This window comes from Flavobacterium anseongense (assembly GCF_021608185.1).
Classification (GTDB): Bacteria; Bacteroidota; Bacteroidia; order Flavobacteriales; family Flavobacteriaceae; genus Flavobacterium; species Flavobacterium anseongense.
The window spans coordinates 13899-27233 of record NZ_JAKIHN010000014.1 but is presented as its reverse complement, the minus strand read 5'-3'; the positions used below and the strand labels follow the sequence as shown (position 1 = coordinate 27233).

12 protein-coding genes are annotated in these 13335 nt (G+C 37.9%); 7 read left to right on the top strand and 5 right to left on the bottom strand.

Translation table 11 applies throughout. The features are described from left to right. On the bottom strand, nucleotides 1–3162 hold a 3162-nt coding region (locus tag L1S35_RS13105; RefSeq protein ID WP_502538684.1), incomplete at its 3' end, for an FIDD domain-containing protein. 163 nt (nucleotides 3163–3325) lie between these two features. On the opposite strand from L1S35_RS13105, the gene folE reads away from it, so the two are divergent. From folE to L1S35_RS13080, 5 genes are all read left to right on the top strand, one after another. Continuing rightward, a complete protein-coding gene (gene folE / locus L1S35_RS13100) occupies nucleotides 3326–3997 on the top strand; it encodes a GTP cyclohydrolase I FolE (protein WP_236401435.1) in 672 nt (223 codons plus the stop codon). A gap of 53 nt (nucleotides 3998–4050) precedes the next feature. Beyond that, nucleotides 4051–5529 carry a cysteine--tRNA ligase gene (gene cysS, locus L1S35_RS13095; RefSeq protein ID WP_236401433.1) on the top strand — a complete coding sequence of 493 codons (1479 nt, stop codon included), beginning with the start codon at nucleotides 4051–4053 and terminating at the stop codon, nucleotides 5527–5529. 7 nt (nucleotides 5530–5536) lie between these two features. Then, nucleotides 5537–5779, top strand: coding sequence for a membrane protein insertion efficiency factor YidD (gene yidD, locus L1S35_RS13090; protein ID WP_236401431.1), 243 nt, complete (start codon nucleotides 5537–5539; stop codon nucleotides 5777–5779). Between the two features lie 69 nt (nucleotides 5780–5848). Next, entirely contained in the window at nucleotides 5849–6754 is a 906-nt protein-coding gene (lgt, locus tag L1S35_RS13085; RefSeq protein ID WP_236401429.1) for a prolipoprotein diacylglyceryl transferase, read from the top strand. A gap of 582 nt (nucleotides 6755–7336) precedes the next feature. Further along, nucleotides 7337–7759: a hypothetical protein gene (locus L1S35_RS13080; protein ID WP_236401428.1), complete on the top strand. Its 423-nt coding sequence runs from the start codon at nucleotides 7337–7339 to the stop codon at nucleotides 7757–7759. 44 nt (nucleotides 7760–7803) lie between these two features. On the opposite strand, the gene L1S35_RS13075 is transcribed toward L1S35_RS13080, so the two are convergent. Both L1S35_RS13075 and L1S35_RS13070 read right to left on the bottom strand, forming a co-directional pair. Then, nucleotides 7804–8847, bottom strand: a complete 1044-nt coding sequence (locus tag L1S35_RS13075) for an RluA family pseudouridine synthase (protein ID WP_236401425.1) — start codon at nucleotides 8845–8847, stop codon at nucleotides 7804–7806. After that, nucleotides 8837–9457: a PASTA domain-containing protein gene (locus L1S35_RS13070; protein ID WP_236401422.1), complete on the bottom strand. Its 621-nt coding sequence runs from the start codon at nucleotides 9455–9457 to the stop codon at nucleotides 8837–8839. The genes L1S35_RS13075 and L1S35_RS13070 overlap by 11 nt, the downstream gene beginning before the upstream one ends. 233 nt (nucleotides 9458–9690) lie before the next feature. Here L1S35_RS13070 and L1S35_RS13065 point away from each other — a divergent pair, with 233 nt between their 5' ends. Together L1S35_RS13065 and coaD are read left to right on the top strand one after the other, a co-directional pair. Next, the gene (locus tag L1S35_RS13065) at nucleotides 9691–10665 is read left to right on the top strand and encodes a D-alanine--D-alanine ligase (protein WP_236401420.1); all 975 of its coding nucleotides are present in this window, start codon (nucleotides 9691–9693) and stop codon (nucleotides 10663–10665) included. Between the two features lie 79 nt (nucleotides 10666–10744). Further along, entirely contained in the window at nucleotides 10745–11206 is a 462-nt protein-coding gene (gene coaD / locus L1S35_RS13060) for a pantetheine-phosphate adenylyltransferase (RefSeq protein ID WP_236401418.1), read from the top strand. A gap of 192 nt (nucleotides 11207–11398) precedes the next feature. Here coaD and L1S35_RS13055 read toward each other — a convergent pair whose 3' ends face one another. Further along, nucleotides 11399–11854, bottom strand: a complete 456-nt coding sequence (locus tag L1S35_RS13055) for a DinB family protein (protein ID WP_236401416.1) — start codon at nucleotides 11852–11854, stop codon at nucleotides 11399–11401. A gap of 88 nt (nucleotides 11855–11942) precedes the next feature. Beyond that, nucleotides 11943–13331 (bottom strand): RCC1 domain-containing protein, encoded by a 1389-nt coding sequence (locus tag L1S35_RS13050; RefSeq protein WP_236401414.1) that lies wholly within the window; start codon nucleotides 13329–13331, stop codon nucleotides 11943–11945. Nucleotides 13332–13335: the final 4 nt, after the last annotated feature.

Below are 13335 nucleotides of genomic sequence, written 5' to 3'. Positions count from 1 at the left end.
AATCGGTGTAGCACTAGAGGCACAAATTACAATTCCTCCATCTGAACCGGCTATTGGCTGTGGAATAATATTCACTGTAGCCACACTGGTATCATTAACACAAGGTGCTATTCCGGTTACTGTATATTCAAATGTAGATGTAGTAGCGCCCACGGCTGGCGTAAATGTTCCCGTTGTGGCATCGAAAGTTCCTCCGGTTCCTGATCCTGTTCTCGTCCATACTCCTCCTGCCTGCTCACCTGAGATTAAGCTAAATAAATTAATCGGAGCTGTATTAGTTTCACAAACGGTCGTATTACCATCTAAACCTGCATTGGCAATGGATCTGACAATAAGATCAAAATCTGTTGTATAATATATTGTTGGATTAGCATTATACTGCATTCGAATATAAATAGTCTGATTTGTTCCAACAAAACTATTTATCGGGCTTATTTCTGTCCCCGCAATGCCTGCGTTAGCGGCTGCCTGAGAGGTATAATAAGTAAATGTATAATCCGAAGCCGGCTCACTGCCTAAAGCTATGGCTGTTTGAGGTGTCAAATCAAATACTGCTGTTCCACTACCTAATGAACTCTCACAAAGAGACAAATCAGGGACCGGAGATATCGTTCCGCAAGAAACTATTAAATTAAAAGGTTTTACAACGGTGCATCCATAGGCATTCAAATAAATTGCCACATAAATAGTTTGACCGGAGCTTACAAAAGCATTTGGATTTGCAATCGGATTAGAAACAGTAGCTGCATCAGCGGCACTTAAATGGTATGATATATCATAATCCGTTGGGTTTAAAGACCCTAAAATAACACCTGCATTTGTTGTTAAATCGAAAGTAGTAACACATTGCGTAATATCAACCGGTGAATTTGTTAAATCCGGATTAACGTTCAGTGTTACCGATGTAGTTGCCGTTTGTGGCACACCACAAACATTATAAACTGCATTAGCTGTATAGGTTGTAGTAGCAGTTGGACAAACTGTTATATTTGCTCCTGTACCAATTGGTGTTGTCCCTTGTAACCAGTTTATAACAACCGGAACAGGTGGCCCTGTTGGTGTAAAACGCCAAGCCTCTGAAGTGGCTGACCAGTTTCCTGTATCTCTTCCCGGAGCAGCAACCCATTGTCCTGGTGTACCACCAATCAAACCTATTGCTCCGGAACCTGCCCAAGGTGAACCTGCAACTCTTCTTTGAACAAATACTTCAATAATATTTGATACTTCATATAAAACGATTTGAGATGTTTGAAGTCCCGGATTAGTTGCAGTGGAATTCCATTGACCTAAATGGTAAAAATTAACGATAAGCTTTCTACAAGGATACGTCCCCTGAAGAACCCAGTTTACCTGACGATCTGCAGCCGCAGGTGGTATTGCCATATCTGTATCCTGATATACTCCAAAAATTGATTGGGACTGGTTTTGTCCCGATATCGGAACACTTGTCGATGGCCATGGGCAAAATGATCCCGGTGTCTTTGGTACAAATGTCAACAAACCATTGGTTCCCGCGTTACATGAAGTATAATTCTGTCCGTAGAAACAGAAGTTAAAAGGTAAATTTATTACATCTGACCAAAAATCATCTCCACCAGTAATAGGAACAACATTATAGCTCGGGTCTGTAAATGGATAAGGGCAATATGGTATTGAAGTAGCTGCATAAGTCGAAGTACCCGGTACATCCGAAATGTTTGCCTGTATAACTCTACATTCTCCTGTTGTACATAAAGTCAAATCTAGTGGTAAACTTGATGGTCCCGGAATAGTTCCAACAGTAGCACAACCATTCGGAACAACGGTAATTGTTACAGTCACTCCTGTGTAATTTCTTTGACAACCGGTAGCAAAATTTTTGATACTTACAAGTGTGTAAACGGTTGTTGCATTTAAAACCGGAGTAGTCCATGAAAGAGTTCCTGAAGCAGGAATAAATGGTGCATAGGTATTTCCTAAATTATTCGTTAACGTAACACTGGAACTAGGCGTTCCTGTGATAGTAATGACAGCCGTATTTCCCGGACATATAGTTGCATTTCCTGTAATATTAGCCGTTGGTAAAGGGTTTACTGTTACAGTAACTGATTTTGTTACGGTACACGCTCCAATGGTAGATGAAACAGTATAAACAGTTGTACTATTTGGCGTTACCGTTGGGTTAGGCACGTTTGGTGTTGTCAAACTTGCATCTGCCGGAGCTGCGGTCCATGTGTATGGATTGGAACTTCCACTAACATTTAACGTAGTTGAACTTCCAACGCAAACTGCCACATTGCTGCTTGTTGTCAAACTTGGACCAACAACAACATTTCCCATTGAAACTGTAGCAGGTGTTGGTAGCGCACTATCTGTAACGGAAACTGTATAAATTCCGGGAGGAACTCCGGCAAAAACACCAGTTGCATTACTTAAAGTTACCGGTCCTGTAATCGTATAATTTGTATAAGGCAATGTACCACCTAAACCATTAACTGTTATAGAACCATCACTAGCAGTAGCACATAATCCATCTGTAACATTATAGGTAACCATAAGGTCATCCGTAAGCATAAAATCGTCAACCGCAAAGTCATTACCCGATGCGCTTGTATTGTTATTCCATAACTCAATAGTGGCTGTTGTAGCAGTAGCGGTGAATGAATAGATAACATGTCTCCATCCCATTGCCGGTAATGGTGCCAATGTGCTTCCTGATACTAAAGTGGCTGTTCCACCGGTAATCTGCACTCCTATGTCAGCTTGCGATGCCGGACCTGTAACTAAGCTGGAAACCGATTTAATCCAATAACTAAATCTGTAAGTAGTTCCTATTGTTAGTGTTGTAATTCCCGCTCCTGTATTACCTGCTTTCCAAAATCTTGGATTTCCCGCAGTTGTATTACCATCAATAATGAGCATTTTTCCATTTCCGGATGTATGATCAGCACTTGGAAGAAAATTGGCAGTATTAATTAAATTTGGGTTTGTAGTGAAAGCAAAATTTCCTGTAGTAGTTGTGCCGGAATAAGGAGTGTTTAAAAGTGTATAACCAGCTCCATTGGTGACAAAACCAACACCGGAACCACCTATTTCAAAGCCTCCATTGACAATTAAATTTTGAGAAAAAAGCGCATTCGTAAATAAAAAAACAAAAAGTAGTAGTGGTAATTTTTTTTTCATTTTTGGGAACAATTTTTTTTAGCAGCGAAATTTAAGTCTTTTTAAGAAATAATTATCTTAAAATTTCTAAAATTTTTAATTAACAAAACTATTCCCAAGAGATTAATTATAATTATTTATCTTTGTGCTTTTTATTTCAGAACCCGAATTAACAAAGATTTTAATGATAAATAGTGACCAATATAGTGATGAGTTAGGCGAAAATCATATAGCAACAAGTGCTCAAAACCCTGTAAGAAATGATGCGTTTACTTTGTCCGATGAACAAAAAATTGAATCAATAAAAAAAGATGTTGAAAACATTCTTCATACACTTGGGATGGATTTAACAGATGACAGCATCAAAGGAACACCAAATCGTGTTGCTAAAATGTTTGTCAAGGAAATTTTTGGTGGCTTAAACCCAAATAGAAAGCCAAAAGCTTCTACTTTTTCCAATAACTACAAATATGGTGAAATGTTGGTTGAAAAAAACATCACCCTCTACTCTACTTGTGAGCATCATTTGTTGCCAATCATTGGTAAAGCGCACGTTGCTTATATTTCAAACGGAACCGTTGTCGGACTTTCAAAAATGAACCGAATTGTTGATTATTACGCCAAAAGACCACAAGTACAAGAACGTTTGACTATGCAGATTGTTCAGGAATTACAACAGGTTTTGGGAACTGAAGATGTGGCTTGTGTGATTGATGCCAAACACCTTTGTGTAAATTCCCGTGGTATTCGCGATATTGAAAGTAGTACTGTGACTTCGGAATATGGTGGTAAATTCAACGACGAGCAAACCAGAAGAGAATTTTTAGATTATATTCAATTAGATACTAAATTTTAATAGCCCCGACCTGCCTGCCGGCAGGCAGGTTGCAGTAGCATCCTTCTAAAACTATGCAGTTATATAAAGACAATCAGTTAAAAATATACAATTCCCTTTCGGGAGAAAAAGAAGTTTTCAAGCCTGTGCATGCAGGAAATGTTGGGATGTATGTTTGCGGACCAACCGTATATAGCAATGTACATCTTGGAAATGTTCGAACATTCATGTCGTTTGATATGATTTTCAGGTATTTTTTGCATTTGGGTTATAAAGTTCGTTATGTACGAAACATTACTGATGTTGGCCACATTGTAGATGATGTCGATGATGGTGAAGATAAAATAGCTAAAAAAGCACGTGTGGAGCAACTCGAACCGATGGAAATTGTACAGCGATATACTGTTGATTTTCACGATGTTTTGAATAAGTTTAATTTTCTTCCACCAAGTATTGAACCAACCGCAACAGGTCATATTATTGAGCAGATTGAAATCGTAAATCAAATTATTGAAAAAGGATTTGCCTACGAAAAAAATGGATCAGTCTATTTTGATGTGGTAAAGTTTAACGAAAACAATCATTACGGAAAGTTAAGCGGCAGAAACATTGACGAAATGCTAGCCAATACTCGTGATACCGATGGTCAGAGCGATAAGAAAAACCCACAGGATTTTGCGCTTTGGAAAAAAGCGGAACCGGAACATATTATGCGATGGCCTTCACCTTGGGGAGTTGGTTTCCCGGGCTGGCATTTGGAATGTACAGCGATGAGTACCAAATATCTTGGGGAAACATTTGATATTCACGGTGGTGGAATGGATTTGAAATTCCCGCATCACGAATGTGAAATTGCACAAAATGAAGCCTGCACCGGTAAAAGTCCGGTGAACTATTGGATGCACGCCAATATGCTGAATCTGAATGGCAAAAAAATGTCGAAATCAACCGGAAATAATTTGCTTCCGGGTGAAATTTATTCGGGTGGAAGTCCGTTTTTGAGTAAAGCTTTTTCTCCAAATGTGGCGCGTTTCTTTATGATGCAGGCACATTACAGAAGTATTCTCGACTTTACCAACGACGGAATTTTAGCGGCCGAAAAAGGGTTTAACCGATTGATGGAAGGTCTTGATGTTTTAAAAGATTTACAGCCAGCTGCTGCTTCTACGCTTGATGTTGAAACCTGGAAACAGAGTTGCTATGATGCAATGAATGACGATTTCAACACGCCAATTTTGATTGCCAATTTGTTTGAAGGAATACGCTTTGTCAATTTGATAAATGACGGAAAGGAAACGCTAACTGCAACCGATTTAAAGACACTTTCGGAAACTTTAAACACTTTTACTTTTGATATCATTGGAGTTAAAGATGAAAAATGTGCAGCCGATAATTCAGAGAAATTAGATGGTGTTGTTGAAATGCTTATCAGTATGCGAAACGAAGCCCGGGCCAATAAAAACTTTGCTTTGTCAGACCAGATTCGAGACCAGTTATTAGTACTCGGAATTCAGTTAAAAGACGGAAAAGACGGTACTACTTTTACCGTTTAATAAAAATATGCTGAAGAAAATCGCCATAGCACCTTTACTTGTACTCATCTATTTTTACAAAATTGTGCTGTCTCCATTAATGCCAACAAGTTGCCGGTTTCAACCAACCTGCTCAAGCTATTTCATTGAAGCATTGCGAATTCACGGTCCGTTTAGAGGAACTTATTTAGGTGTTCATCGGATTTTAAGATGCCATCCCTGGGGGAAAAATGGCTACGATCCGGTGCCCGGAAAAAAATGTTCGCATTAAAGTTTCCTTAATTTGTATAGACTTTTGGCACAAATTCATATTTTTACACTTTAACATACCAAAATAATCATGATCTGGAATCCATCAGAAGGAATAAATATTGGCTTTTTTACTATCCGTTTTTACAGCTTGATGTTCGTCATAGCCTTCGGACTTGGATGGTACATCATGAAGCATATTTTCGTTAGAGAAAAAGAATCACTTGAAAAATTAGACACCTTATTCATTTGGACCGTTATTGCGACTTTACTAGGTGCCCGCTTAGGTCATGTATTTTTCTACGATTGGGAATATTACAGAAATAATTTATTAGAAATTTTACTTCCGTTTAGATTTAGTCCAAAATTCGAATTTACCGGTTTTCAGGGATTAGCCAGTCATGGTGCGGCTGTTGCCATTATAATTTTCATGTATTATTACAGCAAAAAAATAATCAAAAGACCATTGCTTTGGGTGCTGGACAGAGTTGTAATTCCGGTAGCATGTGGTGCAATTTTTGTTCGAATTGGAAATTTTTTCAACTCCGAAATTGTTGGTAAAATAACCGATTCACCGTTTGGAGTTCGATTTGTAAGAGATTATTATTCTTCGAGAGACGTAGTTAATGCAACTAAAATTTCTGATGTAAACGATGCCTATCACGCGCTTGTAAACGACCCAAAATATACCGAACTTTTAGCAAAAGTTCCGGCAAAACATCCGGCACAATTGTATGAAGCCTTTGCCTATGTATTTGTGTTTTTGATACTGTTCTTCTTGTATTGGAAAACAAAAACTGCTGAAAAACACGGTTTATTGTTTGGTTATTTCCTTATCCTGCTTTGGTCAGTTCGATTTGTAGTTGAGTATGTAAAAGAAAGCCAAGGCGGTATCGAAGAAACTTTCGGACTGCTTTCAACCGGACAATGGTTGAGTATTCCTTTTATATTAGTCGGAATTTATTATTTATTCGTTGCCGAAAAACCGATAGAATAATTTCAAAAAATTAAAAACCGATTCATTTGAGTCGGTTTTTTTAGGAGCACACATTCAGCCTCCTCTTTCACTTCTCTTCCCGCTGTCCGCTATATCTTTTTATAAATTGCCACGGTTAAACCAGTGGCAATTTATAAAAAGGATGCCACTCCCATCGGGGCTAAAGACACGCAATGTTTTCACAAGATATCATCCCTAACGGGATTGATTCAATTACACCGTCAAATTTCTACCAATATTAAATCCCTAAAGGGATTTGACTGGCTATTTTGCCCAACATTTAAAAAAAATCCAATCACTAAACATTAAAAAATCCCGTCAGGGATTAAATCCGGGTAGAAAATGAATATTGAACAATAGAGAAAATCCCTTTAGGGATGATATAATTTTCATTGGTTCAACCAAATCAAAACATTCCTCTGACAAGATATCATCCCTAACGGGATTTGACTGGTTAGATTGGTCGGAATTTATTATTTATTTGTTGTCGAAAAACCAATAAAATAATTTGTCTTATTTTTCTTTTTTTTCAATAAACTTAGTGTTAGTTTAGCCCAATAAAAACAAACCTAAAATACTATTATGAAAAAAAGAATTTCTATTGTTGCTTTATTACTATCTATGACCGTTTTACTGAATAGCTGTGGCGTAATGTTTGGCGGAAGTAAGTACAACGGAACGATTATCGCAAAAGATCATCCCAATGCCGAAATCTATGTAAATGGAAAAAAATTAGGAAATGGAACTGCTACCAGTCTTTTCCCAAGAAACCAAGCATTAACAGTTGAATTGAGAGAACCAGGCTGCGAAACAAAAACACAAACTTTTGCTAAAGCATTCCGTACAGGAAACTTTATCTTAAGTGTTTTAAGTTGGGGATTAATCGGATTAGCTGTTGATTTAGGAACCGGAGCTTCCTACAAACCAGACCACAAAAATCCAGCCGTGAAAAAAGTAAGCACTAAAGATTTTACTTTCACTGTTGACGCTCCAGTTTGTAAGTAATCAAATTATAGTAACAAAAATCCCGATTAATTCGGGATTTTTTATTACTCTTCTTCTGTCATACCTGTCTTGGCATAATTGCGCCATTTCTCAATGCAATCCTGCATGTCTTGAGGCAATTCGGTATCAAACTTCATAAATTCTTTCGTTACCGGATGCGTAAAGCCCAATGTTTTTGCATGCAACGCCTGTCTTGGCAGCGTCTTAAAACAATTGTCTATGAACTGTTTGTATTTTGTAAACGTGGTTCCTTTCAAAATCAAATGACCGCCATAACGTTCATCGTTAAATAAGGTGTGTCCAATATATTTCATGTGTACACGGATTTGATGTGTTCTTCCGGTTTCTAATTTGCAGGAAACCAAAGTAACATAGCCAAAACGTTCCAAAACTTTATAATGTGTAACCGCATGTTTTCCAACATCGCCTTCAGGAAAAACAGCCATTTGCATTCGGTCTTTCACATGTCGTGCAATATTGCCTTCAATGGTTCCTTCATCATCTTTTACATTTCCCCAAACCAAAGCAATGTATTCGCGTTCCGAAGTTTTATCTTCAAATTGCTTTGCCAAATGCGTCATTGCTAACTCTGTTTTGGCAACGACCAAAAGTCCGGAAGTATTTTTATCAATTCGATGAACCAATCCCGGTCTGTCGCTGGAGTTCTTTGGCAGATTTTCGAAATGAAAAGCCAAAGCGTTTACCAAGGTTCCGGTATAATTTCCGTGTCCGGGATGAACAACTAATCCAGGCGGTTTATTGATGACTAATAAGGAATCGTCTTCAAAAACAATATCAAGCGGAATATCTTCGGGAAGAATTAAGTTTTCAAATGGCGGATGCGACAGCATTACCCGAACCACGTCAAAAGGTTTGACTCTGTAACTCGACTTTACCGGAACATCATTTACCCAAATGTTGCCATCATCGGCGGCTTTTTGAATTTTATTCCGCGTAGCATTTGCAACCAATTGCATCAGGAACTTATCAACACGCAACAATGATTGTCCTTTGTCAGCAACATGTCGGTGGTGTTCAAATAATTCTTCGTCTTCTAATTCGGGAGTATTATCACTATTATTGTCCATTTAAAGGTGGCATTTCTAAAGAATCTACAGCCGTAGAATCAATTGTGGTATCATCAAAAACTACTTTTCCGTCGCCAAGTACCAAATCAATTTTAGATGATTTCAGCACTTTATCACCCGCTTTTAATTTCTTTCCGTTCTGACGCAATTCAAGAACCATGTCTTTACCTAAATAAGGTTTATAGGTAATCGTTCCTTCTAATAAACCTATAGCTTCCAATGTTGGCACTGCCTGACGATAGGTTTTCTCAATCAAATCGGGCACTGTAACCATGGTATATTTCGAAGCGTTTATTTTGATGTAAATCTTTCTACCTTCCTTTACTTTTGCACCTGCTTTTGGTTCCTGCTCTACAATAGTCAGCTTTGGAAAATCGGGTCTGAAATCAACCGTGTCAAGGATTATATAATCTAAATCAATTTCAGCCAATTTTTCTTCTGCCTGTTCTGCAGAAAGTTTTGCTAAATCAGGAACCGTAATTTCCTGTCCGTGATGTGTTGTGTATGTTATCCAATGAAAAAACAAATAAGCGATACCGGTAACAATTGCCATGGCGGCAAGAATTTGGGCAAAAAAAACGCGACTGGTTAAATACTTTCGTAAACTCATAAAGAAATTTAATTTGCACAAAGATATAAAAAAGATACGCTTCCCGCTTAGATTATTAGATACGCCTTTCAGGCTCTTAGAATCGCTTCGCTCTTAGATTGTTAGATGCATCTAGTAATCCAAAAATCTAAGAGCGAAGCGTGTCTAACAATCCAATAATCTAAAAATCTAAGAGGCGTAGCCGTTTCTAATAAAAAAATGATAATTTTGTTTAACCTAATAGCTAATTACAAATGAAAAAAATTGCCATCATCATGGGCGGTTATTCCAGCGAATACAAAATATCGTTAACCAGCGGAAACGTAGTTTATCAAAATTTAGATAAAACAAAATTCAAGGGATATCGTATCCATATTTTTAAAGAAAAATGGGTTTATGTTGATGACAATGATGCCGAATTTCCAATCGATAAAAATGACTTTTCGGTTACGGTAATCAATGAAAAAATCACTTTCGATTGTGTTTTTAACGCTATTCACGGAACGCCGGGCGAAGATGGATTGATGCAGGCCTATTTTGAATTGTTGGGAATTCCTCAAAACTCCTGCGATTACTATCAGTCGGCATTGACCTTTAACAAGCGTGATTTATTATCAGTTTTAAAGCCATACGGAATTAAATCAGCTACCTCCTATTATTTAAATCTTGGTGATGAAATCAAACAGGATGAAATTCTGGAAAAAGTAGGCTTGCCTTGTTTTGTCAAGCCAAATAAATCGGGTTCCAGTTTTGGAATCAGTAAAGTAAAAACCAAAGACGAACTGTTGTTTGCGATTGCCAATGCCTATAAAGAAGATAACGAAATAATCATCGAAAGCTTTCTTGACGGAACCGAAGTTTCTGTTGGCGTCATAAATTACAAAGGAGAAACCGTAGTTTTACCTATTACGGAAATTGTTTCCGAAAATGATTTCTTTGATTATGAAGCGAAATATCTTGGCAAATCTCAGGAAATAACACCAGCCAGAATCTCTGAAGACATTGCCGAAAAAATTAGAGCTGTTGCCAAAAAGGCCTATACTATTTTAAAAATGAGTGGCTTTTCGAGAAGTGAATTTATAATTGTAAACGGAGAACCCTTTATGTTGGAGATGAATACCATTCCCGGATTAACAACCGAAAGTTTGATTCCGCAACAAGCAAGAGCAGCTGGAATTTCGCTTGAAGATTTGTTTACCAATTCAATTGAACTAGCTTTACAAAAGTAAAACGTTTTCAGTTGTCCGTTCTGAGTTGTCGGTTTGACAGCTTTTAACAGACAGCTGACAACAGATAACAGACAAAAAAATGAAAAGAAAAGCCGTTTTCCCAGGTTCGTTTGACCCAATCACAAATGGTCATTATGATATTATCAAAAGAGGTATTTCGCTTTTTGATGAAGTGATTGTAGCCATTGGTATCAACGCCGATAAAAAATATATGTTTTCTCTTGAAGACCGAAAAAAGTTTATCGAGGAGGCTTTTAAAGACGAACCCAAAGTAAAAGTGATTACTTATGAAGGTTTGACGATTGATTTATGCCGAAAGTTAGACGCCGAGTTTATCCTCCGTGGTTTGCGAAATCCGGCTGACTTTGAATTTGAAAAAGCCATTGCGCATACCAACAGAAGATTGTCAAAAATTGAAACGGTCTTTCTTTTAACCGCTTCTAAAACATCTTATATTTCTTCAAGCATCGTTCGTGATGTTATTAGAAATGGTGGCGATTATACGGTTTTGGTGCCGGAAAGTGTAACAGTAAAGAAATAGTGGAAAAAATTATTCAAGGCATTGCTTTTCTAATCTTTATAATTCTAATAAGGTTTGGAGCTGGTTATCACATAAAAAACAAACAGGAAAAAGAAGAGTCCGTTTACGAACTTAAATTAAGGTTGTTTTATAAATATTCATGGATTTTAATTGCAGTAGCAGTTCTAAGAATAGTTTATGATATATATAAGCTCAACACTTAACCAAATGACTGATTTGTCCCAAATGATAAGCATCATGTTGTAAGATACCATGAATATGTTCATAATACGTCATCTTATTGGTTGGATAAACATCCGAAAATGCATTGGTATTCATTTCTTCCAGAAAAGTAAGCCACTTTTCTTGTGATTCCTGTAGCCTTTCTATCGTTTTTTCCCAGGCAGCCTGCGAAGTATCTTTTACAGGTTTAAAGTAATTATCGCTTGGCGTAACCAGCACTTTCCCCTGAACGCGTTGTAAAACGTTTAGTCTCCAGTCGATAAGATGGTTTACGATTTCCCAAATGGAGTTTGAAATTGGCGGATATTTCTTCGATGCCTGTTCTGCTGTAACCTTTTTAAGCGTTCCTAAAATAGTTACATCAAGCCATGGATTGCCTTCAAAAAGATCTTCGAATAATTTCTTGATTAGTTTGTTTTCTTCCATTAATTTAAAGATTAAAACTTGACAATTGGTGAGGCTCGTTTTGCTACAAACGGCTGTTATGGGCTGGTTTTATTTTTTAGTTTAAAGTCTAATTCTTAAGTATTTTTTTTACTATCATTCCTTTTGGATTTTTTACCTGAACTAAATAAATCCCGCTTTTTAGATCGTCAATCTGTAAGGCAGTTTTATTTGTTTTCAATGATATACTTTGTATTAACTGTCCCCGTAAATTGAATATTTCTGCAGTTGTATCTTGATATTCTTCCACCTCTATAAACAGTTGCAGCTTACAAGGAATAGGATAAACAGAAACTGAATTTCTCACTGAATTTTCCTTTATTTCTAAAGATACTGTACAAAGGTTGGTTACCTGAATAGGAATGTTTTTATTTACTATTGTTCCATCCCCAAGTTGTCCCGGGTCATTCAAGCCCACACCCCAAACTGTGTTATTATCTTTCAGAAAAAGAGAATGAAATTCACCTGCTGCGATGGCGTTTATTCCGGTCTGATTTTGTACCTGAACTGATGAGCTTTTACTCACGTTGGTGCCATCTCCAAGTTGCCCAGTGCTATTCCAGCCCACTGCCCAGACTGTGTCATCATTCTTTAGAAAAAGAGAATGTCCTCTGCCTGCTGCTATAGCTGTAATATCTGTAAGCCCGAGCACCTGAACCACATTGCTTCTGCTGATGGTGGTTCCGTCACCAAGCCCTCCATAATAATTATAGCCGACAGCCCATACAGTGCCGTCATTCTTTAGGAATAGGGAATGTTCATTGCCTCCGGCAATAGCAGTAATTCCTGTGAGTCCTAAAACCTGTACTGGAATGGATTTAGAAACAATAGTCCCATCGCCAAGAGCTCCGGAATAGTTTCCGCCAACTGTCCATACCGTTCCGTCATTTTTCAAAAAAATCGAATGGTATGCACCCGCAGCTATTGCAGTAATTCCTGTCACACCTTGTACTTGTACAGGAGTATTTTTATGCACCGTGGTTCCATCGCCAAGTTGTCCGGAATTATTATATCCCACTGCCCAAATAGTACCATCATTCTTCAGGAATAGCGAATGATAACCTCCTCCTGCCACAGCAGTAATTCCGGTGAGTCCGGGAACTTGCACCGCTAGATTTTTATCAACGTTGGTTCCATCGCCAAGTTGACCATAGTCATTCCTGCCAACCGCCCAGACTGTTCCGTCATCCTTCAGAAATAAGGAATGATAACCAACTCCGGAAACTTTGGTAATTCCGGATATTCCCACTACCGCTACCGGTGTGGTTTGGTTAGTCATAACACCAGCACCAAGTTGGCCGAAAGCATTACTGCCCACCGATTTAACCGAACCATTTGTGCAAAGAAAGAGCGAACGATAACCACTCGCCGCTATGGATTGTGCGTTTAAATTATTGCGCAACCCAACAAGGGGTAACAGTAGTGCAATTAAAATGGATTTTGCAATTATGTTTTTCATTTTT